The 21,649-nt window shown below is 42.7% G+C and carries 23 protein-coding genes; 7 read left to right on the top strand and 16 right to left on the bottom strand.

The features are described from left to right. Nucleotide 1 precedes the first annotated feature (1 nt). Nucleotides 2-1,912, bottom strand: coding sequence for a biosynthetic arginine decarboxylase (gene speA, locus CXF86_RS21595; protein ID WP_102039996.1), 1,911 nt, complete (start codon nucleotides 1,910-1,912; stop codon nucleotides 2-4). 537 nt (nucleotides 1,913-2,449) lie between these two features. On the opposite strand from speA, the gene CXF86_RS21590 reads away from it, so the two are divergent. The 4 genes from CXF86_RS21590 to CXF86_RS21575 all read left to right on the top strand — a co-directional run bounded on the left by CXF86_RS21590 (nucleotide 2,450) and on the right by CXF86_RS21575 (nucleotide 5,902). Beyond that, nucleotides 2,450-3,283 (top strand): CvfB family protein, encoded by an 834-nt coding sequence (locus CXF86_RS21590; protein WP_101091214.1) that lies wholly within the window; start codon nucleotides 2,450-2,452, stop codon nucleotides 3,281-3,283. A 128-nt stretch (nucleotides 3,284-3,411) separates the two neighbouring features. Further along, the gene (locus tag CXF86_RS21585) at nucleotides 3,412-4,086 is read left to right on the top strand and encodes a YceH family protein (RefSeq protein WP_102039995.1); all 675 of its coding nucleotides are present in this window, start codon (nucleotides 3,412-3,414) and stop codon (nucleotides 4,084-4,086) included. A 155-nt stretch (nucleotides 4,087-4,241) separates the two neighbouring features. Continuing rightward, nucleotides 4,242-5,006: an ABC transporter permease subunit gene (locus tag CXF86_RS21580; protein WP_145992417.1), complete on the top strand. Its 765-nt coding sequence runs from the start codon at nucleotides 4,242-4,244 to the stop codon at nucleotides 5,004-5,006. Further along, the gene (locus tag CXF86_RS21575) at nucleotides 5,003-5,902 is read left to right on the top strand and encodes an ABC transporter ATP-binding protein (protein ID WP_101091217.1); all 900 of its coding nucleotides are present in this window, start codon (nucleotides 5,003-5,005) and stop codon (nucleotides 5,900-5,902) included. The genes CXF86_RS21580 and CXF86_RS21575 overlap by 4 nt, the downstream gene beginning before the upstream one ends. 679 nt (nucleotides 5,903-6,581) lie before the next feature. Here the strand turns inward: CXF86_RS21575 and CXF86_RS21570 are convergent. The 3 genes from CXF86_RS21570 to CXF86_RS21560 all read right to left on the bottom strand — a co-directional run bounded on the left by CXF86_RS21570 (nucleotide 6,582) and on the right by CXF86_RS21560 (nucleotide 8,724). Further along, nucleotides 6,582-6,788, bottom strand: a complete 207-nt coding sequence (locus tag CXF86_RS21570) for a cold-shock protein (protein ID WP_012155714.1) — start codon at nucleotides 6,786-6,788, stop codon at nucleotides 6,582-6,584. 305 nt (nucleotides 6,789-7,093) lie between these two features. Then, entirely contained in the window at nucleotides 7,094-7,900 is an 807-nt protein-coding gene (gene rlmA / locus CXF86_RS21565; RefSeq protein ID WP_101091218.1) for a 23S rRNA (guanine(745)-N(1))-methyltransferase, read from the bottom strand. After that, nucleotides 7,900-8,724 (bottom strand): hypothetical protein, encoded by an 825-nt coding sequence (locus CXF86_RS21560; protein ID WP_102039993.1) that lies wholly within the window; start codon nucleotides 8,722-8,724, stop codon nucleotides 7,900-7,902. Before CXF86_RS21560 ends, rlmA begins: the two co-directional genes overlap by 1 nt. A 170-nt stretch (nucleotides 8,725-8,894) precedes the next feature. Here CXF86_RS21560 and sbcB point away from each other — a divergent pair, with 170 nt between their 5' ends. After that, a complete protein-coding gene (gene sbcB / locus CXF86_RS21555) occupies nucleotides 8,895-10,307 on the top strand; it encodes an exodeoxyribonuclease I (RefSeq protein ID WP_102039992.1) in 1,413 nt (470 codons plus the stop codon). 97 nt (nucleotides 10,308-10,404) lie between these two features. After that, nucleotides 10,405-11,295: a cytidine deaminase gene (cdd, locus tag CXF86_RS21550; RefSeq protein WP_101091542.1), complete on the top strand. Its 891-nt coding sequence runs from the start codon at nucleotides 10,405-10,407 to the stop codon at nucleotides 11,293-11,295. Nucleotides 11,296-11,372: 77 nt separating this feature from the next. Here cdd and CXF86_RS21545 read toward each other — a convergent pair whose 3' ends face one another. The 12 genes from CXF86_RS21545 to CXF86_RS21490 form a co-directional block, all read right to left on the bottom strand. Next, complete coding sequence (locus CXF86_RS21545; protein WP_102039991.1) at nucleotides 11,373-12,248, bottom strand: NAD(P)-dependent oxidoreductase; 876 nt, start codon at nucleotides 12,246-12,248, stop codon at nucleotides 11,373-11,375. A gap of 137 nt (nucleotides 12,249-12,385) precedes the next feature. Beyond that, nucleotides 12,386-12,865 (bottom strand): acyl-CoA thioesterase, encoded by a 480-nt coding sequence (locus CXF86_RS21540; RefSeq protein ID WP_101091540.1) that lies wholly within the window; start codon nucleotides 12,863-12,865, stop codon nucleotides 12,386-12,388. Between the two features lie 294 nt (nucleotides 12,866-13,159). Further along, entirely contained in the window at nucleotides 13,160-13,528 is a 369-nt protein-coding gene (locus tag CXF86_RS21535; protein ID WP_101091539.1) for a hypothetical protein, read from the bottom strand. Between the two features lie 212 nt (nucleotides 13,529-13,740). Beyond that, the gene (gene fabF, locus CXF86_RS21530; protein ID WP_101091538.1) at nucleotides 13,741-14,979 is read right to left on the bottom strand and encodes a beta-ketoacyl-ACP synthase II; all 1,239 of its coding nucleotides are present in this window, start codon (nucleotides 14,977-14,979) and stop codon (nucleotides 13,741-13,743) included. A 200-nt stretch (nucleotides 14,980-15,179) separates the two neighbouring features. Then, a complete protein-coding gene (gene acpP, locus CXF86_RS21525; protein WP_011496723.1) occupies nucleotides 15,180-15,413 on the bottom strand; it encodes an acyl carrier protein in 234 nt (77 codons plus the stop codon). 158 nt (nucleotides 15,414-15,571) lie between these two features. Then, on the bottom strand, nucleotides 15,572-16,318 hold the full coding sequence (gene fabG / locus CXF86_RS21520; protein ID WP_101091537.1) for a 3-oxoacyl-ACP reductase FabG: 747 nt from the start codon (nucleotides 16,316-16,318) through the stop codon (nucleotides 15,572-15,574). Between the two features lie 9 nt (nucleotides 16,319-16,327). Beyond that, nucleotides 16,328-17,254, bottom strand: a complete 927-nt coding sequence (gene fabD, locus CXF86_RS21515; RefSeq protein ID WP_101091536.1) for an ACP S-malonyltransferase — start codon at nucleotides 17,252-17,254, stop codon at nucleotides 16,328-16,330. A gap of 44 nt (nucleotides 17,255-17,298) precedes the next feature. Then, the gene (locus tag CXF86_RS21510) at nucleotides 17,299-18,258 is read right to left on the bottom strand and encodes a beta-ketoacyl-ACP synthase III (protein ID WP_101091535.1); all 960 of its coding nucleotides are present in this window, start codon (nucleotides 18,256-18,258) and stop codon (nucleotides 17,299-17,301) included. Nucleotides 18,259-18,268: 10 nt separating this feature from the next. Then, nucleotides 18,269-19,297 (bottom strand): phosphate acyltransferase PlsX, encoded by a 1,029-nt coding sequence (gene plsX / locus CXF86_RS21505; protein ID WP_101091534.1) that lies wholly within the window; start codon nucleotides 19,295-19,297, stop codon nucleotides 18,269-18,271. 14 nt (nucleotides 19,298-19,311) lie between these two features. Beyond that, nucleotides 19,312-19,482 carry a 50S ribosomal protein L32 gene (gene rpmF, locus CXF86_RS21500; protein WP_012142966.1) on the bottom strand — a complete coding sequence of 57 codons (171 nt, stop codon included), beginning with the start codon at nucleotides 19,480-19,482 and terminating at the stop codon, nucleotides 19,312-19,314. 17 nt (nucleotides 19,483-19,499) lie between these two features. Then, nucleotides 19,500-20,024 carry a 23S rRNA accumulation protein YceD gene (gene yceD / locus CXF86_RS21495; protein ID WP_101091533.1) on the bottom strand — a complete coding sequence of 175 codons (525 nt, stop codon included), beginning with the start codon at nucleotides 20,022-20,024 and terminating at the stop codon, nucleotides 19,500-19,502. A 393-nt stretch (nucleotides 20,025-20,417) separates the two neighbouring features. Continuing rightward, nucleotides 20,418-20,615 (bottom strand): hypothetical protein, encoded by a 198-nt coding sequence (locus CXF86_RS21490; protein ID WP_102039990.1) that lies wholly within the window; start codon nucleotides 20,613-20,615, stop codon nucleotides 20,418-20,420. 262 nt (nucleotides 20,616-20,877) lie between these two features. Between CXF86_RS21490 and CXF86_RS21485 the strand changes: the two genes are divergently transcribed. Then, nucleotides 20,878-21,459 carry a Maf family protein gene (locus CXF86_RS21485; RefSeq protein WP_102039989.1) on the top strand — a complete coding sequence of 194 codons (582 nt, stop codon included), beginning with the start codon at nucleotides 20,878-20,880 and terminating at the stop codon, nucleotides 21,457-21,459. The last annotated feature ends 190 nt before the right edge of the window (nucleotides 21,460-21,649 follow it).

Below are 21,649 nucleotides of genomic sequence, written 5' to 3'. Positions count from 1 at the left end.
ATCAAAAATCTTCTAGATACGTGTACCCTTTTAAGCCTAACTGCAGCTCTTCAAGAATACTACTGCGCTCATCTTCATCAATATGCTTATTAACTAATTCTTCGTAAGTTCTCATAAATGAAACCGCTTCCAAATTCACATACCTAAGCACATCTGCGACCGTGTCCCCTTCTAATACCGAATCAATATTAGTGCGGCCATTTTCATCAATTCGAACCACTGCAGAGTTAGTATCGCCAAATAAGTTATGCATGTCGCCTAAGATTTCTTGATATGCCCCGACTAAAAAGAAGCCTATAAGGTAAGGGCTTTCTTGCGTCCAAGCAGGTACTGGCAGCGTGGTTTCAATACCTTGTCCATCAACATATTGATCAACAATACCGTCAGAGTCACAGGTAATATCAAGCATTACCGCGCGGCGTTCAGGTGCTTTATCTAATCCTGAAAGGGGTAATACCGGAAAGACTTGATCAATCCCCCATGCATCAGGCAATGACTGAAACAATGAAAAATTAACAAAGAACTTATCGGCTAACTTTTCGTTTAACTCATCAATAACCGGACGATGGAAACGATATTTCGGACTCATGCTGCCTTGTAACTCATGGCATACACGCAAGTTAATTTGCTCTGCCCAGGCTCTATCTGCAAGGCTCAGTTGTCCTAATGCAAATAGAGAATGCGCTTCACTAAGATCGCTTTGACAGTCATGGAAAATTTCGATTAATGCTCTTTGATCCGCTTTACCACTCACTTCAGTCCAAGATTGCCACATATTTTGTAGCAATTGTGGTGCATCATCAGCAGGAGGTAAGATGTTTTCCGGCTTATATGACTCAGTACCGATAACATCTGTCAATAATACCGCGTGATGTGCGGTTAAGTAGCGGCCAGATTCTGAGATAATCCTCGGCATCGGCTGCTCATATTCTTTACACATATCATTAAGCACGCTAACGATATTGTTGGCATACTCAGTTAAACCGTAGTTCATCGAGTTTGCGCTTTGACTACGGGTACCGTCGTAATCAACCGCCAGCCCACCGCCAACATCAAAGCACTTAACATTGGCGCCTAGTTTCATTAATTCACAATAAAAACGGCCGGCTTCACTTACGCCTTGGCGAATATCTCGAATATTGGCAATTTGCGATCCTAGATGAAAATGCAATAACTCTAATGAGTCCAACATACCTGCATATTTCAATTCATCGATAACTTTGAGAACTTGTGCGGCTGACAGCCCAAATTTAGACTTTTCGCCGCCACTCGCCTGCCACTTACCTTTGCCTTGAAATGCTAAACGCACTCTTAAGCCGAGTCTCGGCGTCACGCCAAGCTCTTTAGCTTGTTCTAGCACCACTTTAAGCTCAGACATTTTCTCAAGCACAATATAAACCTTATGCCCAAGCTTCTCGCCAATTAATGCTAAGCGAATATATTCTTTATCTTTATAACCATTGCAGATAATCACAGAGCTGGCTTTTTGAGCCATTGCAAGAACAGCCATTAATTCAGGCTTACTTCCCGCCTCAAGCCCTAATTGCGGCACTTCTTTTTCAACCTGACTCGCCAAGATCTCTTCAACAACCGTTTGTTGTTGATTCACCTTAATCGGGTAGACTAATAGATAGTCAGCTTCATATTGGTACTTTTGAATCGCCTGATTAAACGCCTGGCACAGACTATTAACTCTGTGATGAAGGATCTGTGGAAATCGAACTAAAACAGGCAGAGCAACGCCCGCTTTAACCATGTCTTTGGCAAGTTCATTTAACCCAATTTTACAATCAGGACGACTAGGATCTGGAGAGGCTGTCACTTCTCCCTCATCACTAATACCATAGAGCCCTTGGCTCCAATAGTTTACGTTGTAACTTGCACGTGCATCATCAATAGACCAATTGCTCATATTTTCCTAACCTGCCTATTTAACCTATATAACGTCAAACAAAGCCCATTGCTCCATTTAACCATCTTATTACTCTGTGCCATTCACGAAAAAATGACTAACTCTATGTCCTGTGCTACTGCACTTACCGCCTTTACACGCACTAAAATCTGACGTTGCTAGCTGATAAACATAGCATGTAAAACGCGTGGGTTAAATTCATCACTGCGTTTTTGTCGGTGGTAACCTTGTTAAACACCGAGCAAACATTACGTATTATTAACGCTATTTGACCGTGTTTTTTGGGGCGCAATTAAACCTTGAGGAGTTGAATAAATCAAGCTTAACCTTAAGGATCTAAGCAAAAATATTCGTATCGCTTGACCTAACGGACCAAACCATGACCACAACAACAAAACGCCCCCTAAAATGACCTCATTTATTCAGGCTAAATCACATCTTCTCTGTATTAGTGCATTGTGACTAAAGCATATTGAAATGAATTCCACTATAATCGCTGCAGAAGTTAGTTGTCATAGTTAAAAAGTAGAGAGAAACATGATTGAGATAGGCAAACCCTGCAAGCTCGAAGTTGTCAAACAAGTTGAATTTGGCGTTTATTTAGATGCCAAGGACTTAGGTCAGGTGCTGCTCCCGAGCAAAGTCGTCCCGAAAGAGTGCCATGTCGGCGATATGGTCAACGTGTTTCTCTATTTAGATTCTGAAGACATGGTTATTGCAACGACTAAACGTGCATTAGGACAAGTAGGCCAGTTTGCCTTTTTGGAAGCAAAAGTGAATGGTCCCTACGGATGTTTTCTTGATTGGGGATTAGACAAAGATCTACTGCTACCTTTTGGCGAGCAACATCGTGAAATTGAAGAAGGTAAATCATACCTTGTCTATATCTATACCAGTCACGTTGATGACCGCATTGTAGCCTCCTCTAAAGTCGATAAGTTCTTAGATTTAACAGAACCTACTTATGAAGATGGTGAAGAAGTGAGTCTTATTATTGGTGGAACCACTGATCTTGGCTTTAAGGCGATAATCAACAATGCACATTGGGGTGTACTTTATACCAATGAAGTCTTCACTCGTCTTAGCTTTGGTCAAAAAATCAAAGGCTTTGTTAAGCGTGTTAGAAGCGATGGTAAAATTGATTTATCTTTGCAGAAAGGCGTCAAAGAAGAGTTAGATCAACATTCAACAACCATCTTGTTTAAATTAAAACAAGCTGGCGGTTTTTTACCTCTCAATGATAAAACAGATGCTGAAGTCATATACTCTCAACTTTCTATGAGTAAAAAAGCCTTCAAAAAGAGTATTGGTGGCTTGTATAAGAAAGAGCAGATCACTATCTCACCCGAAGGGATCCGCTTAGTCGATTAATATCTGACTGTGTAGCCTGTATAAACGGCTATAAATACAGCGATTATAGGTGATGTAAGTTAAACCACCTTTGCATTGAAGCATGGCTCTGTTATAACAAAGCCATGCTTTTTTATTAAGGGATCAAAATGGAACTTACTCAACATGAAGCGCGGATTATTGGTGTGCTACTCGAGAAAGAGCTCACCACGCCTGAACAGTACCCTTTATCTCTCAATAGTTTGACGTCCGGTTGCAATCAAAAGTCTAGCAGAGAACCCGTGCTTAACTTAAGCGAATCAGACGTTCAAAATACACTCGATAGCCTCACAAAAAAACGCCTAATTTCAGACCAATCTGGCTTTGGTAGTCGAGTACTCAAATATAAGCACCGTTTCTGTAATACTGAATTTAGTGATTTGCGGTTAAATCCTGCGCAACTGGCCATTGTTTGTCTGCTATTACTCCGCGGCCCACAAACACCAGGAGAATTAAGAACGCGTAGTAATCGATTACATGAATTTGGCGACGTAAGTGAAGTTGAACATGCACTAATTGAGCTCGCTCGCAGAGAAACGCCACTCGTTGCTCTGTTAGCCAAAGAGCCCGGAAAAAGAGAAGCACGTTATTGTCAGCTTTTCACCCCCTGCATTACAAACGTAGAATCTAGCGCCTTATTGCCTATCGAAGCAGTAAAGCCTGACAATTCACAGCAGGGACTGAGCGACAAAGTCGCTAAGCTCGAAATTGAAGTCAGTGAGTTAAAGGTACTGGTGCAACAACTGCTAGCAACACAAGCCGATACCGAGTTAAATAATCATTAATCCACAATAGCTCACCAATGATTAGCGCCCGTCAGTTCTGGTGTTAATCTGTTAGCCGTTTTAATTCCACATATTAAGGGAATAGTTTGGAAAACAGTAAACACAGCAATAATTTGCGCAATACGCTTTTACTTGCCCAATTTGAAGTCAAAAAAATGTTATTCAACCCTAGAGGGATGATTGCGCTTGCCGCTTTTGCTCTCGTTTGGTTACTTATTTTGCTCTATCCAATCCGCGGAGCATCAGAGTTTTTAATCACTCCCCACTACAAAGATCTTATCGAAGGCATATTTGGGCCGGACGTTGTCAGTGAATTGTTCAAATGGTCTGTCGCTGAATTGGCTATTTATTGGATTGCAGCGCTGTACCTTTTTCCAATGTTCAGTATCTTTATTGCAGCTGATCAGTTCTCCTCTGACAAATCTCGCGGTACATTCCGCTTCTTAACGCTTAGAACCAGTAGAGAAAGTATTTTCTTCGGCCGTTTTTTAGGCCACATGACAATCCAAACGATCTTAGTTTCTTTAACGGTGTTAGCCACTATTGCGCTCGCAGTGAGTAGAGAAACAGCACTATTAATGCCCGCTATAACCAGTGGCATATTGGTTATCGTCAACCTTGTTATAGTAATTTTACCCTATACCGCATTAATGGCGATACTCTCGCTCTATGCAAACTCAGCGCGTCAAGCAACCATATATGCCATTCTTATTTGGGCTGCAATGTCGATAACAATCGCTGTCATCAATAACTTCCTACCCATTATTAGTGAATTAAAATGGATCCTTCCAGGCTCTCAGATTTCATTAATGATTAACACCCAAGGCTTAGGCAGCTTTGCATATGCTCCTGTGGCTTTATTGCAAACAATAGTGCTTCTGTTACTAGGACGTATATATATCAAACGGAGCGCGCTATGAGACTCATTGAATGTAAAGGTTTATCGAAATCCTACGGCAGTAAACAAGCATTAAGGCAGGTTGATCTTAACTTGGAAGCCGGAGAGCCGATTGCTTTAGTTGGACCCAATGGTGCGGGTAAAACCACGCTATTCAGCCTTTTATGTGGTTATATAACACCGACTGATGGCGAGGTTAGTATACTGGGTCATACGCCGGGAGATAGCGCACTGCTTGGACGTGTCTCTTCTCTACCTCAAGATGCCACTCTTGATCCTAACTTTGATATCCTGACTCAACTAATGCTGTTTGCTACTTTGCAGGGTTTTTCTAAAAGTGACGCTAAATCGGAAGCCCTTAGAGTCTTATCCTTAGTCGACTTAGCCGATTGTGCCTCACAAAAGCCTAAATCATTAAGCCACGGTATGGCAAAACGAGTCGCTATCGCTCAATCATTAATTGGTTCGCCAGAATTAGTGTTATTAGACGAACCGACTGCGGGTCTTGATCCCGCCAACGCCAAGAAAATTCGAGAATTGGTTAGAACGCTTTCAAACAAGACAACCTTTATCATCAGCTCACACAATTTAGATGAACTTGAAAAACTCTGCGGACAAGTTTTGTATCTAGAGCAAGGACAGCTAACCCAATCAGTGTCCATGAATGATAACTTACAAAATCAGTACATTACGCTAACGATGCAGCAGTGTGATGCCGATAAAGTCGTTGATGCTGTCATGGCACTACCTGACATAAACTCAATTGAGAAAAAACAACATAACGAGTTTTTGATAAAGCATAATAGCGAAGAGGATTATGCCATTGAAAGTGCCCTATTCGCGTTATTCAAGCATAATAACTGGCAATATAAAGCCATCCTCAAAGGACGAACCCTTGAAGATAAACTCTTCTCTTAATAAGTGACTCGCTGAATAAATGGTCTATTGAATAATGATCGCACACCACTGGTACCAAGCAAGGTACCAATGGTGTTTTCAGTGTCCATTGCTCCCTGTTCCGCCACTAACATTACTTTCTACAATACTTCAAACTGCATAATACTCTTTACCCAACACTGCTTAACCCGCCAAATAACCAAAGTAAGCAGTGCTCTGCATTGCATTGATTGTAGATAATGGTGGTCCGTGAAAAAATCCATAACACGGAATAATGCTCAATCGATAGTCACCATTAATGCCTAGTACTTAGCTTAAGTATTTAAACGCCCTCCGAATGAACGGACACTTAATGCAATCGCTATCAATCGCCGTGCAGCTGGCAAGCGGATTGTGACTGAGATAACGATAGTCGTATGCTTAAGCTACAAAACAGCGTAGAAAACTAACATCCACCCATAGAGTCGTACGATGGTACTTTTAGGCTAGTAGCGTTTAGGCAAGCAAGACAGAGCATGTTTTGTGTTTAGGGGCGTAACTAGATTAGGTAAAACGGAGTGATACTGGGATTTACATTTTATTGCGGAATTAAGCTGGGAATGAAATGTTTTCTAAAATACAGAAAAGAAAAAAGAGCCGTGATAAATCACGGCTCTTCGGAATTTTTTTGCGATTAGCTAGATGCTAATCAAGCTGGTAACTAAACTACAGTTACGTTCTCAGCTTGTGGGCCTTTTTGACCTTGAGTAACAGTAAACTGAACTTTTTGACCTTCGTCAAGAGTTTTGAAACCGTCAGAGTTGATAGCGCGGAAGTGTACGAATACATCTGGGCCAGACTCTTGCTCGATAAATCCGAAACCTTTATCAGAGTTAAACCACTTAACAACGCCAGTAACTTGAGACATAATATTGAATCCTGTAAATATAAATTAAAGCCTTAACGGCGGTAAAGCTGGAAAATGCCGGTTTACTTAATGTTAACAGGACGAACATTGTCGTATTGAACACATAAAAATAAGCCCTAACCTTCAAGCTGCAAATACTATAAACCATTCTCATGATAAGTCAACATACATTAATGACTAAATTTGTAGTATTTTTAAGGCTCTATCTTCGCCCTGAAAAATTTCAAACTGAACTAACACGTAAAACTTATACAACCTATTAAAACAAATACTTAAACCATGAGTACTGACTTTTACGTCCTATACTAGTGAGCTCTAAAAACTTCTATCTTGAAATCTAATTCACACTCAAATCCTGAGGCTGATAACTCCAGCTTTTGTTCGTCTGTAAGCTTCCAGTTATAGGGTGTCATTTGCAAAAAGTGACGAATATCGTTTTCGTCACTCAACATTAGCGTACTTTCAAGGCGCTTTTGTTCTAATAATGTAAAGCCTTCAATGGTCGATGGCTCTTGAGTATGCTCTTTGGGTGTCTCATATATGAGCTCTTTCAGTGCAAAATGATGTCGCGGCCCAGCACATACGGTTATCAAAATTCCGCCAGACTTTATCACTCGTTTAAGTTCCGTATCTAATGAAGGCGCATAGATCCTCAACATGAAGTCGAAACTATCATCAGAAAACGGCATATCAAAAGCACTGGCGACACTAAAAGCAATATTGGGGTAACGTTTTGCGGCATACTTCAAAGCTGATTTACTGATGTCTAATCCGTACAAGGTAAAATCATCACCTAGCTCTTGTGCCAAGCGATTCGAGTAATACCCTTCGCCGCAACCAATATCAAGACCATATTCAGCATCATTAAGATAAGCCTTTGCCAGCAGATTAACATTATCGCTTAGTGCTTGATAATAACCTTTATTCAGGAACTCTCTTCGAGCAAACATCATCTCTTTGTTGTCACCAGGATCACTAGACTTCTTCTTTTGAACTGGAAGTAAGTTTACATAGCCTTCTTTCGCACAATCAAATCGATGATTAGACTCGCAAAACCAAGTTTTGTTCTGCAGCATTAAAGGTTGTTCGCATATTGGGCAACGGTAAATCATCAATCATTCTCCAATGCAAATGAACTCTCAGTATCATCTGCCATAAGTTGTTCTACAATTTTATTTAGCTGTGGTGGCGCTAATAGTTGATAGCTTTCAAGCTTTCTCATCAACATATCTTGGTTAATATCAACGTTAGCTGCTCGATACAAGTTTGGTCGCTCGATGAGTTGAGAATATAGCCGACTGAGTAACTGCCTTTTTCTTATCAATTGAGCATCTAGTTGACTTATATCGTCATTGGCGTGCTTTAAAAAACCTTCGGCGGCAAAGTGTTTTAAGTCGTAACAAATACTGTCTAACTCGCTAATTTCGACTAAAAGGCTTTCAGCATTGGGCTCTACATCCATTGAACGAGCAATAATGTGTTTCGCTCGCTGGATCTCTCTCGCGAAATTACCTAATCGAAAATCTGCTTCTAAAGGGATTAACTCCCATTTTACAGGACCCACGATATTAAACTGGCAGCCATTACCGATACTCACTGCGACGAAGAGCCCTTTTCTAAGCTGCTCGGCACAAAGTCTAGGCGAAATACCCAGCGTTGAAAATAAGCGCCAACCTTGACCAACGCTACGATTAAGGATTGCATCAGATGCGGCATATTCATTCGCTTCGATAACATCAAGCGACAAGTATGGATGAAGCCGAATCATCAGTGACACTTTAGTCGCTGTTACGCTTACAACAACGACTTCAGCAATAGGGCCAGATTGCAGCTGCAATACACTAAAGTTGCCAAACTGCTCAGACAAAACGAGTTTTAATTTTGATTGGTGGTTAATTTCGATTATTTGCGGTTGGATTAACAGCGGTTCAAGCATACAACACCTCATTGACGTAGACGTATTGTACTTGCTATAGAGGCTAGGTTCCAGTGATCAAACTGGCGTAAATTCAAGCAAATAAGAGTCTATTTTCTGGAGGTTAAGACAATTGAACTAAGGCAATGCTATGATGAAACTACTTAATAGAAGTTAATAGCCATGATTTTATGCCTTCAAAAACACAGAACACCCTCTTCTGGCACGATTATGAAACATTCGGTGCAAACCCAGCAAAAGACAGACCGTCGCAGTTTGCAGGGGTCAGAACGGATATGGACCTCAATATTATTGAGGAGCCTGTGACCTTTTACTGTAAACTGGCAAACGACTACCTCCCGTCGCCTGAAGCCATTTTGATAACTGGGATCACGCCGCAACTGGCTAATCTAAAAGGGATGCCTGAAGCTGAATTCATGGCTAAAATTAACCAACAATTCAGCCAAGAAAAAACCTGTGTTGTCGGTTATAACTCAATTAGATTCGATGATGAAGTTACTCGTTATGGCTTTTATCGTAACTTCTTCGATCCCTATGCTAGAGAGTGGCAAAATGACAATAGCCGCTGGGACATCATTGATTTAGTGCGTGCTTGTTATGCATTTAGACCCGATGGCATAAACTGGCCACAGAAAGAAGATGGCTCTCCTAGTTTTAAACTTGAACAACTCACTGTTGCCAATGGCCTTAGTCATGAAAAAGCGCACGATGCGATGTCTGATGTTTATGCAACCATTGCTATGGCTAAGCTTATAAAGTCAGTACAGCCTAAACTCTTCGATTACTACTTCAGCTTACGACGCAAACAAGAAGTCACTAAGCTAATCGACGTGCTAGAAATGAAGCCGTTAGTGCATGTAAGTTCGAAAATTAGCGCGTTAAATGGCTGCACCACATTAATCGCACCGCTTGCCTTTCACTCCACCAATAAAAATTCGGTTATATGTGTCAATTTAACCATGGACGTCACGCCACTCATCGAGTTAACTGCTGAGCAAATTCGAGAACGAATGTACACAAGGCGTGACGATTTGGCTGAAGATGAGCTACCTATCGGCATCAAACAGATCCATATCAACAAAAGCCCATTCCTTGCCGGTGCTAAAACGTTAACCGATGAGAATGCCGCGCGTCTTGATATCGATAAAGCATTTGCCAGAGAGCAATACAAAAAGCTTAGACAGCACCCGGAGATAAGAGAAAAGCTGGTTGCGGTGTTTGATATCGAGTCTGATAGAGTCATTACAGATCCTGATCTTCAGCTTTATAGCGGTGGCTTCTTTAGTCGCGCAGACAAAGCAAAAATGGAGATGATCCGTAATACTAAGCCCGTCAACTTAGCAGCACTTGAGCTGTCATTTGACGATGAACGCCTACCGGAAATGCTATTTCGATATAAAGCACGTAATTATCCTGAAACACTTGATGAGTCAGAGCTCATTCGTTGGCGTGAATTCTGTCAGCCAAGACTCAATGATCCTGAGTATATGATCAAGCTTGAAAACATCATTGAAGAAACTGAACAAAATGAAACAAAGCAGAAATTATTACAGGCTTTGTGTCATTATCTTAGAAGTCTTTAGGATTTTTAGACGGCAGAATGCGATCTAGATCGCATTCTATATGTAACAAGCTTACTAGAATGTTATTTCATTAGCGTTAATAAAAAGGCAGTAGCGTATGCAAGACCGATTTTTAAAAAGCATAGCTAATTTACCAGAGTCTCTGGCTAAGGCACTTGTACCGATTCTAGATAAAGACTTTACTGGGCATATCGATGCTCAGCAACTTAATGAATTGAAAACAGCAACCCAGATGGAAGAACAAGCATTACTGCTTGCCTTATTACCTATTGCAGCAGCACTTGCAAGAGTACCTATCAGTAACTTTTATGTTGGCGCTATTGCTAAAGGCAAAAGTGGTGACATCTATATGGGTGCCAACCTTGAACTTGCTGGTGAAGCGCTGTTTCATTCTGTGCACGCAGAGCAGAGCGCGATTAGCCATGCTTGGCTAAGTGGTGAACGGCAAATTGAAGATGTCATCGTCAACTTCTCACCATGTGGCCACTGTCGCCAATTTATGAATGAGCTGGTTGAAGGCCAGAAAGTGAACATCCACCTTCCTGAACAAAAAATGCTACCTCTGTCCCATTATCTACCCTATGCCTTTGGTCCGAGCGATCTGAATATCACAGAGCCCTTGCTAACCAAACAGCAGCATACGCTAACGCTTGACTCTGCCGATCCGATGATTATTGAGGCTGTAGATCATGCAGGCCTGAGTTACGCTCCGTACACTAAAAATTATGCTGCTGTGGTATTAGAAACGAAAGATGGCGCTACTTTTTGTGGCCGTTATGCAGAAAACGCTGCATTTAACCCATCGATGTTACCAATGCAAATGGCCTTGTCGACTATGGCGCGTCACAATCGTGATTTCAGTGACATTAACCGTGCAGTACTCATCGAGTCCGCTAAAGGCGTGGTTTCATTAGTGGGTGCAACAATGGATGCGCTACACGCAGTTGCCGCTGTAGAGCTTGAACATATCGTTGTTGAGCCTGAATAACGCATATACTTGCGTGTTATTCTTAGCTTAAATAAAAATGGACTGCAAAAGCAGTCCATTTTTTTATACTCAATAAATTAACGTCTGTTTTTTTCAAGCTTTGCCAGTAAACCAGAGGTATCCCAACGATTACCTCCCATCGACTGTACTTCCGAATAAAATTGATCGACCAGCGCGGTTAGCGGCAAGTGAGAACCATTGCTACGTGCTTCTTCTAGTGCAATGCCTAAGTCCTTGCGCATCCAGTCAACCGCAAAACCAAAGTTATATTCGCCCTGCCACATTGTTTGATAACGATTTTCCATCTGCCACGATTGCGCAGCACCTTTACTGATCACTTCAACCACTTTTTCACCGTCTAAACCCGCGCTACGAGCAAAATGCAGACCTTCAGCGAGTCCTTGTACCACGCCGGCGATACAGATTTGATTCACCATTTTGGTCAATTGCCCGGCACCCACGTCACCAAGTCGCTCCGCACAGCGTGCATAGGAGTCAATGACAGGTTTAACGCTATCAAAAGTTGTTTCTGCACCACCGGCCATAACCGTCAGTACACCTTTTTCAGCACCGGCTTGCCCACCAGAGACTGGTGCATCGATAAAACCGACTTCAATTTTGCTTGCAGCTGCTCCAATCTCCCTTGCAACGTCTGCAGAAGCCGTGGTGTGGTCAACGAGGATAGCGCCGGGTTTCATACCGGCTAACACTCCCTCTGCCTCAAGTGTTACTTGTCGTAAGTCAGCATCATTGCCAACACAAATAAATACAATATCTTGGCCTTCTGCTGCCGCTTTGGGAGTGGAATAATATTGTCCTGAAAACTCGTCACACCAAGCCTTAGCTTTAGACTCAGTACGATTATATACCGTCACATCATGACCATTTTTGACCAGATGACCCGCCATGGGATAACCCATCACACCTAAACCGATGAATGCAACTTTAGCCATTATTATTCCTATTTGTAGGGTTATTTTATGTTGTTTAAAGGCATTCTACTGCGCTTAGCGCGAACAAAACAGTCTCTCGCAGATAATAAAAAAGCCAGCAAAATGCTAGCTTTCTATTCTTATAGTCAGACTTAGCCCTATAAAGTCACGTGCGCCGCCATTTCTGCACCAATTTTTTTGCGCATATCCATTAACCGCACGGCAGACTCACGCAATTCAATATCAGCATCAGTGCTCGGAACCCACTCAGGAACCTGTGTTGGCTGTCCAGCATCGTCAACCGCAACCATAATCAACACACAATGCGTTGTAAGATGCCTTTCAGATTCCTTTGGATCGCCTGCTTTTACGTCGATCCCTAAATGCATTGACGTTCTACCAGTATAAATGACTTTAGCAGTGACCTCGACGATATTCCCAACATGAATAGGCTTAACAAAACGAATTCCGCCAGCATAAGCCGTAATGCAATATTTACCACTCCAACCCGCAGCGCAAGCGTAACCCGCGAGATCAATCCATTTCATTACCGCGCCACCGTGGACTTTACCACCAAAATTAACGTCTGCAGGTTCTGCTAAAAATCGTAACGTGAGCTGTCTATCGGTTCCTGCCATATCGACCTCAATACATAGTAATTTATAGCTTTAGTTTACACCTTTTCACTTAGCAACACATTATGCCAATGGCAATACATACTTGTAAGCTCATAGGAAAGTCAAATCTTCGAAGCCAGTCATTAGGTTTTGCTAATCATAATGCTCAACATGAGGGCGTGCCCAGCTTCCAACCGCTTATATCTCAGTGTTGTCGCTCTGACGGTGCCTGTACCATTGACTCAACTGTCAAATTAGATTTCAAAGCTTTGGGGCCGCTCTACATAGCTCAGTAATTCAATAGACTGGTTGTTTCTATCCAAAGTGAACCACCAAATATGATCCCAGCGCCATCAGCGGCAATGCCAAACGATAGATCCATACTTGCGTGCTAGCACTTAAAAACTTCGCCCCTTTAAATATCCCATATATCGCAATACCCAGCAGAAATAGACCGATGATGAGTGCACCGGTAAGAGCACTGTATTGGTCACTGATAGAAATAGCAGTCACCAATAAGGCAAACCAGATAAAGGCAAAACCTGCCGCTGCTGCATTAAATGTTTTAATCCCGATCATGAGCTTAGGGTGCAAATTAACCACCTCTCCTCTGATGAGTTCATTTAAGTTTGCAGTGAGTACTCCCAATACCGGCATGATCGGGATCACAAGTGGATTTATCAATTTTTCAACCTCAAATATGATGTTTAACGCTATGTAACTAGTATCTGCCTCAATAAGTGGTTATACCAGTTTAGAGTGGCAAGATGAACCAAGGTTAACCTGTGAAATATACAAAGTTAATCTAACGAGGATAAAGCATATTATTTGAGGTTTAAAAAATGATTTCCATAAAAAAAGCGCCATAAAGGCGCTTTAATAATGAGTGGTTGTGGCTAGATTTTCTTAAACAGTAACGAGCCGTTAGTGCCACCAAATCCAAACGAGTTACATAGACCATACTCAAATTTACAGTCTCGAGCAGTATGAGGAACAAAGTCCAAATCACAGCCTTCATCTGGATTATCTAAATTCAATGTTGGCGGAATAACCTGATCTCGAAGTGCTAACAAAGTAACGATAGCTTCAACAGATCCTGCCGCACCCAAAAGATGCCCTGTCATTGATTTAGTCGAACTAACAGCTAAGTCGTATGCATGAGCACCAAACGTCGACTTTACCGCTGCAGCCTCCGCTCTATCGCCCGTAGGGGTCGATGTACCATGGGCATTAATGTAGCCGATAGCTTCACGACCAATTTTAGCATCATTAATCGCATTAGCCATTGCCGCTGCAGCGCCTGCACCATCACTTGGAGGTGACGTCATATGGAACGCATCGCCACTCATACCGAACCCGACAAGTTCACCGTATATCGTTGCACCACGTGCTTTGGCGTGTTCGTACTCTTCCATGACCATGACACCAGCACCATCGCCAATGACAAATCCATCACGGTCTTTGTCCCAAGGTCGGCTAGCCGCCAGTGGATCATCGTTACGGGTAGAAAGCGCTTTAGCAGAGCCAAAACCTGCAACCGCTAATGGACAAGTCGCATCTTCAGCGCCACCTGCAACCATAACATCAGCGTCGCCATACGCGATTGTACGCGCCGCAAAACCAATATTATGCACACCTGTAGTACAAGCCGTTGTCACCGCGAAGTTAGGGCCTGTCATGCCGTATTTAATCGATAGGTGACCTGATATCATATTAATGATGGTGCTTGGCACAAAAAATGGCGACACTTTACGCGGTCCACCTTTCAATAAAGCGCTGTGATTTTTCTCAATCAAAGGTAATCCGCCCATGCCCGCACCAATAGCGGTGCCTACACGTCCAGGATCAACCTTGTCCATCTCTAAACCTGAATCTTCTACAGCTTGTATGCCAGCAGCCATACCGTATTGGATAAACAGATCCATCTTACGGGCATCTTTACGTGACATGTACTGTTCAACGTCAAAGTCTTTAACAGAACCGCTAAAACGAGTAGTGAACTCGCTAGCATCAAATTTGGTTATTGGTGCGATACCACTTTTACCGGAAACCAGTGCTTTCCAAGTTGAATCTACAGTATTGCCCACAGGGCTAACTAGGCCTAAGCCAGTTACGACGACACGACGTTTAGACACGCTATCACCTTTATCTAATTAAAAATGAATTGTTATGATAGTACTAAAGAGTTTGAACTACCAATACCTTCACGAGCCAGGTCTGATTGGTGTATTGAAGCGGAAGCGAGGACATTATTGCTTAAAGACTTACATCAACCAGCGGCTTTTACAAACAAAAACAGGCGGCATAAATGCCGCCTGTTTTCAGAAATTCTAGATTACTGATTCTTAGAAACGTAATCGATCGCTGCTTGAACAGTAGTGATCTTTTCTGCTTCTTCATCAGGGATCTCGGTATCAAACTCTTCTTCTAGAGCCATAACCAATTCAACAGTGTCTAGAGAATCGGCACCTAAATCGTCAACGAAAGATGCTGCTGATTTAACGTCTTCTTCTTTAACACCTAGTTGCTCGATGATGATTTTCTTTACACGTTCTTCGATGTTGCTCATTGTTTTCTTTCCTATTCAAATTACGCACTTGCGTAAGATTGCGAGTAGTTTATTGAATTTGACAGACATTGCAAGCTTAACTTTTGTGGTCTAACCACAAAATGGGCTCACGTTTGATGCAGATCACCTCTCGAAAGAGGTAATAGCCCGTCATTCACTTAAACCATGTACATTCCACCGTTCACATGGAGAGTCTCTCCAGTGATGTAAGCGGCAGAGTCGGACGCTAAAAAGAGGACTGCGTTAGCAATTTCCTGCGCCTGACCAAGTCTTTCCATTGGCACTCTAGACATAATAGCTTGTTGCTGCTCTTCCGTCAGCTCATCTGTCATGTCTGTCTGGATAAATCCAGGAGCAATAGCATTAACTGTTATTTGACGAGATGCAACCTCTCTTGCAAGAGATTTTGTAAATCCGATCAAACCTGCTTTAGCAGCAGAGTAGTTAGTTTGGCCTGCATTGCCCATGGTGCCTACCACAGAGCCAATATTGATGATGCGTCCATGACGTTTTTTCATCATAGGTCTCATGACCGCTTTTGAAGTGCGAAATATCGAAGTTAGGTTAGTGTCAATAATATCTTGCCACTCATCGTCCTTCATTCGCATCAATAAATTATCACGAGTAATGCCTGCGTTGTTAACTAAAATATCAACATCGCCAGCTTTTTCTTTAATTGTGCTGAACAAGGCTTTAACCGAGTCGCCGTCAGTAACGTTTAAAACGAGACCATGACCATTATCACCTAAATAGGCTTGAATAGCTTCTGCGCCACGTTCACTTGTTGCTGTCCCTATTACCACAGCACCAGCAGACACTAGAGTCTCTGCTACTGCACGACCAATACCACGGCTAGCGCCTGTTACAAGGGCAACTTTGCCAGTCAGATCAAAACTTATACTCATTAGATTTCCTTATTCGGTCAATGCCGCGAATGACGCAACATCGTTAATTGCTTTTGCTGTTAGTGAGCGATTGATACGCTTACTAAGCCCAGTCAGTACTTTTCCTGGACCAATTTCAAACAAATCGGTGATACCCTGCTCAGCCATTAGCTCTACAGTTTCCGACCATCTGACTGGACAATATAACTGGCGAACCAATGCAGCTTTAATCTCTTGTGCTGCATTAGGGCTTGCGACATCAACATTATTGATCACTTTTACTGAAGGTATGCTGAATTCAATATCAATTAGTGCTATTGCAAGTTTATCTGCAGCAGGTTTCATCAATTGGCAATGTGAAGGTACACTCACTGGTAGCGCAACGGCCATTTTGGCACCGTTTTCTTTACATATTGCCGCAGCGCGTTCTACGGCTGCTTTTTCACCCGCAATCACGACTTGACCGGGGCTGTTATAATTAACAGGGCTAACGACTTCGCCTTGAGCAGCTTCTGCGCACGCAGTTGCGATAGCGTCATTGTCTAAACCGATTATGGCAAACATGGCGCCAGTGCCTGCTGGAACCGCTTGTTGCATTAGCTGACCACGTAGCTCAACCAATTTAATTGCCGCTTCAAAACCCATCACACCAGCACACACGAGTGCTGAGTATTCACCCAGACTATGGCCAGCCATCACCTTTGGCAAACTTTTACCCGAGGCTGCATAAGCGCGATAAATTGCAACACTCGCCGCTAATAACGCTGGCTGAGTTTTATCGGTTTGATTCAGCGCTTCAACCGGACCTTGTTGAACGAGTTCCCAAAGGTCATAACCTAGAACGTTGCTTGCTTGAGCAAATGTCTCACCTATAATCGGTTGAGATTCGGCAAGTTCTGCCAACATTCCTAATGCCTGTGAACCCTGTCCTGGGAATACAAAAGCTGTATTTTCCATATTAATCTACCTTTAAAATTGACGTCTTACCGTTAATACGGCTGTTAGAACCGAACTAAAGCACTTCCCCAGGCAAATCCTGCACCGAAGGCTTCAAGCAAAATCATTTGACCACGTTGGATACGCCCATCTCTCACGGCTTCATCTAAGGCAATCGGCACTGACGCAGCGGATGTATTACCATGCTTTGCTAAAGTCAGTACGACTTTATCAAGACTCATGTCCAATTTCTTTGCGGTCGCTTTGATAATTCTAAAATTAGCCTGATGTGGTACCAGCCAATCAATATCAGACTTTTCAATATTATTTTGACGCAATGTTTCAGTGACAACATGGGACAGCTGCGTAACGGCAACCTTAAACACGTCGTTACCTTTCATCGTCATGTACCCAAGCTCTTCTGAATCATCCCCTTTACGCGATGGAATAGAACACTTTAACAAGTCAGCTTGACGGCCGTCAGCATAAATATGCGTTGAAATAATACCAGGTTCTGTGGATGCACTTAATACTGCTGCGCCGGCACCATCGCCAAATAGAATGATAGTCGAACGGTCTTCAGGTTTACACAAACGAGATAATACATCGGCACCGATAACCAACACATTGCGCGCCGCACCCGATTTTACATATTGATCAGCTACCGATAATGCGTAAACAAAACCAGAGCATGCTGCTGCAATATCAAATGCCGGAATAGTATGAATTCCAAGCATCGCTTGAATTTCACAAGCCGCGGCGGGGAAAGCATTGCTCGCACTAGTGGTGCCACAAACAATCATATCGATTTCAGTTGCATCAATACCGGCCATTTCGATGGCTTTTAATGCAGCTTGATACCCCATCGTCGCAACAGTTTCTTCTGCTGCAGCGATTCGACGCTCTGAAATACCTGTGCGATCAACGATCCATTGGTCGGTGGTTTCCACCATTTTCTCTAGATCTTGATTACTGCGCACTTGTACCGGTAGATAACTACCAGTACCGAGAATTTTTGTATGCATAAGAAATTTATCAGCTATTAATATCTAAAAGAATCGACTCTAGACGGTCTTCGATCATCTGAGGGAGTCGACGTTGTGCTTCTGTTACTGCCAAGCTTATTGCTTGTAAAAAAGCAGTTTCATCTGCACACCCATGACTTTTTACTACAATTCCGCGCAATCCTATCAGACTTGCGCCATTGTAGTGGTCGGGGTTCATCTGATCTAACAAAGAATGAATGCGTGGCGCTATAATTTTGGCGAGAATACGTACAAAAAAACCATCAGACAGGCCTTTTTTCAACTGATGAATGAGTAGCCTTGCAATACCTTCCGACGTTTTTAACGTAATATTGCCGACAAAACCATCACACACGATCACATCGACATTACCCGAATAGATCTCATCACCTTCAATAAAACCAGTGTAGTTCACTTGAGGAATTTGTTGCAGTAGTTGACCTGCCTGCTGGACCTGGTCATTACCTTTAATCTCTTCAATACCGACATTGAGCAAAGCCACCTTTGGCGAAACCGTTTTATCAACCGTTTCACTCAGCACTGAGCCCATCACCGCAAATTGGAGTAAAGTTTCTGAATCGCAAGATACGTTTGCACCTAAGTCTAATAAATAAACAGGCGTATTATTTACCGCAGGTAAACAAGTAACAAGTGCTGGGCGGTCAATGCCGGGCAAAGTCTTAAGCAGTACTTTGGACATCGCCATTAACGCACCTGTATTACCCGCGCTCAAGCAAGCTTGTGCTTTACCGTCACGCACTAATTCTATTGCGAGGCGCATAGAACTTTGCTTACGATTTCTTAAGGCATGGACAGGTCGATCGGACATAGTAACCACTTCGGTTGTATGTTTAATCTCAATACGATTTTTAACTGCTGGTTCAGCAGATACAAGATATTTGTCTATCTGGACTTGATCGCCCACGAGTATGACTTTTAAGAGGGGGTTTAAGCGAAGTGCCTGCAAAGTTGCAGGCACTGTGATGCGGGGACCAAAGTCGCCCCCCATCGCATCTAACGCAAGCGTCAGATTTGTCATCAGGGTCTCAACAATTACTTGTTGATAACCTTTTGACCACGGTAAAAACCATCCGCAGTCACATTGTGACGAAGGTGTAGTTCACCACTCGTTGAATCCACAGACAATTGAGGCGTGCTCAATGAATCATGTGAACGACGCATTCCGCGCTTTGAACGAGATTTTTTGTTCTTTTGTACAGCCATTGGACCTGTCTCCTAGATTACTTGCTCTTCAGTTTTTCTAACACTGCAAACGGATTTGGACGCTCCTCTTGAGCGGGTTCGATCTCACCTACAACTACGTCTTGTTTACCTTGATGACAATCTTCATTCTCATGCATGGCAATCAAAGGCATAGCGATTATCAATTCATCTTCGATCAATTGATGTAGACGCACTTCGCCAATTTCATTGCACTCAATAGGCTCATACACATCCGGGAGCTCATCGATTTCAGCTTCAGTCTTACAAAGACCAAAACTAAACTCGACCGTAACCTCAGTGGTAAATAGTGTCATACAACGTTGACAATCCAGAGTGAGCTCCGTCACAGCCTTCCCGTTAAGGTAGACTATCCCCTGTATATCTACGCCACATTCAAGCGACACTGCCACATCAGAACAGTCGCCGGCACATAATTCATTTAATCGCTTTAACTGCTTACCAGGCACCAAACCTTCATACGAAAGTTGGCTAGCGGAAGCGCGAACGGGATCAATTGAAACCGGTATCTTTACTGTTTGCATAAGGCGCGCATTTTAGGTGAATTTTAGCAGAAGTCAACACCCTTATTCTTCCAAGGTGATTAACCGCCGATGGATTCAGCTAAGTGAGTTGTTAGGTAACCGCATTGTACAAGAAACCCAAGGCGCATGACATTAAATTTCATCGGTAAATGCGTTTAAGTGTTCGTAAATCCATCGAAGGCGCAAAATTTGTGATAACAGCGCTACTATCGAGCTATTTTCGCATCCGATTAATACCCCTTCGGCTAAGCATTAGGTCCGTTTGATGCCGTTTGTGCTCCCCCCTCTTCGGATAAACGGCAAGTAAAATCGTCGCACGACTCGCAACGTTAGCGATTAGCACTGGTTAATAAAAATAAACACTTGGTACAAAATGATTTTCGCTAACCAATCTTAGTATGACTTAACCGCCGAGCCAGCCCTTGATACCCAACTAACGATAATATGATCAAGCATTGCTATCCCTTCTCTCGCCACAGCGCCCAATACCATGGCAAATAAAATGGTGGGATAAAGTGGTCGACTCACGTCACCACTTAAATGCACCACAACGCTGAGCATAATTAGAATCGCGACCCATAGCTTAAACATATTTATCTCCAAGTGAATGTCTTCTGTGACTGCATGGTATTCACCAACACCTGTATAACGGCTGAACATTACCTGTTGACATCAATTTACCCTATCAATAGATATTATTACGTAAAATAGAAGTAAGGCCATCATCCATTGATGTCGTCTTGTAAATGATAAAAAAGGCGTTGAGTACAATAATGACTTGCTAATGCCATTCATCTTTAGCGAAAATACTTATCTATAAAAGTATCTCGATTGCCAACTCTAAGGTTAAACCATGTCAAAAGCGCTTATATTGGCCTCCACATCTCCATTTCGAAAGCAGCTCCTAAATAAGCTCAACTTGCCCTTTAGCTGCTGCTCTCCTGAAGTCGATGAAACACCTTTAGACAACGAATCCCCAAAAGACTTAGTTCTTAGGCTATCCAAGCTTAAAGCGGCGGCAGGCGCGGCCAAATATACCAAGGGTGTCGTAATTGGTTCTGATCAAGTAGCAGTCATCAATAATCAGATTATTGGCAAACCACTTAATCGTGAAACCGCAATACAACAACTGTCACAATCGAGCGGTCAATCCATCACCTTCTATACAGGACTTGCGCTACACGATGTAGAAAGCGGTCAGGTTGAAGCTATCGTCGAACCCTTCATTGTCCACTTTAGGACGCTCACCCCTGAAGCCATTAGCCGTTATGTCGATACTGAACAACCTTTTTATTGTGCTGGTAGCTTTAAATGTGAAGGTTTGGGTATTGCACTATTTGAACGCTTAGAAGGTAAAGACCCCAACACATTAGTCGGTCTGCCGTTAATCTCTCTCATCGATTTATTGCACCTACAAGGGATAGATGTGTTGTAAATGACAATGTCTTCCAAGACTAGATGAGTATGCTCATGACGCGAGGGAGTGAATATGAAAGAAAGTCGTCAAAAGCGTGCAAGCTGCAGCAACTGAGATAAATATAATGACAAGGATGGACAGTGGCGAGTCACCAATTTGGATTGACGAGACCGCGGCACTGTCGTCCTACGAGCGTTAACGCGGTTTA

Source organism: Shewanella sp. GutCb (assembly GCF_002836135.1).
GTDB lineage: Bacteria > Pseudomonadota > Gammaproteobacteria > Enterobacterales > Shewanellaceae > Shewanella.
Note: the sequence above shows the minus strand (reverse complement) of the source record. Positions and strands in the feature narration are given on the sequence as shown.

Coding starts and splice junctions, on each gene's coding strand:
- speA (WP_102039996.1), bottom strand. CDS start 1,912: ATGAGCAATTGGTCTATTGATGATGCACGTGCAAGTTACAACGTAAAC.
- CXF86_RS21590 (WP_101091214.1), top strand. CDS start 2,450: ATGATTGAGATAGGCAAACCCTGCAAGCTCGAAGTTGTCAAACAAGTT.
- CXF86_RS21585 (WP_102039995.1), top strand. CDS start 3,412: ATGGAACTTACTCAACATGAAGCGCGGATTATTGGTGTGCTACTCGAG.
- CXF86_RS21580 (WP_145992417.1), top strand. CDS start 4,242: ATGTTATTCAACCCTAGAGGGATGATTGCGCTTGCCGCTTTTGCTCTC.
- CXF86_RS21575 (WP_101091217.1), top strand. CDS start 5,003: ATGAGACTCATTGAATGTAAAGGTTTATCGAAATCCTACGGCAGTAAA.
- CXF86_RS21570 (WP_012155714.1), bottom strand. CDS start 6,788: ATGTCTCAAGTTACTGGCGTTGTTAAGTGGTTTAACTCTGATAAAGGT.
- rlmA (WP_101091218.1), bottom strand. CDS start 7,900: ATGATTTACCGTTGCCCAATATGCGAACAACCTTTAATGCTGCAGAAC.
- CXF86_RS21560 (WP_102039993.1), bottom strand. CDS start 8,724: ATGCTTGAACCGCTGTTAATCCAACCGCAAATAATCGAAATTAACCAC.
- sbcB (WP_102039992.1), top strand. CDS start 8,895: ATGCCTTCAAAAACACAGAACACCCTCTTCTGGCACGATTATGAAACA.
- cdd (WP_101091542.1), top strand. CDS start 10,405: ATGCAAGACCGATTTTTAAAAAGCATAGCTAATTTACCAGAGTCTCTG.
- CXF86_RS21545 (WP_102039991.1), bottom strand. CDS start 12,248: ATGGCTAAAGTTGCATTCATCGGTTTAGGTGTGATGGGTTATCCCATG.
- CXF86_RS21540 (WP_101091540.1), bottom strand. CDS start 12,865: ATGGCAGGAACCGATAGACAGCTCACGTTACGATTTTTAGCAGAACCT.
- acpP (WP_011496723.1), bottom strand. CDS start 15,413: ATGAGCAACATCGAAGAACGTGTAAAGAAAATCATCATCGAGCAACTA.
- fabG (WP_101091537.1), bottom strand. CDS start 16,318: ATGAGTATAAGTTTTGATCTGACTGGCAAAGTTGCCCTTGTAACAGGC.
- fabD (WP_101091536.1), bottom strand. CDS start 17,254: ATGGAAAATACAGCTTTTGTATTCCCAGGACAGGGTTCACAGGCATTA.
- CXF86_RS21510 (WP_101091535.1), bottom strand. CDS start 18,258: ATGCATACAAAAATTCTCGGTACTGGTAGTTATCTACCGGTACAAGTG.
- plsX (WP_101091534.1), bottom strand. CDS start 19,297: ATGACAAATCTGACGCTTGCGTTAGATGCGATGGGGGGCGACTTTGGT.
- rpmF (WP_012142966.1), bottom strand. CDS start 19,482: ATGGCTGTACAAAAGAACAAAAAATCTCGTTCAAAGCGCGGAATGCGT.
- yceD (WP_101091533.1), bottom strand. CDS start 20,024: ATGCAAACAGTAAAGATACCGGTTTCAATTGATCCCGTTCGCGCTTCC.
- CXF86_RS21490 (WP_102039990.1), bottom strand. CDS start 20,615: ATGTTTAAGCTATGGGTCGCGATTCTAATTATGCTCAGCGTTGTGGTG.
- CXF86_RS21485 (WP_102039989.1), top strand. CDS start 20,878: ATGTCAAAAGCGCTTATATTGGCCTCCACATCTCCATTTCGAAAGCAG.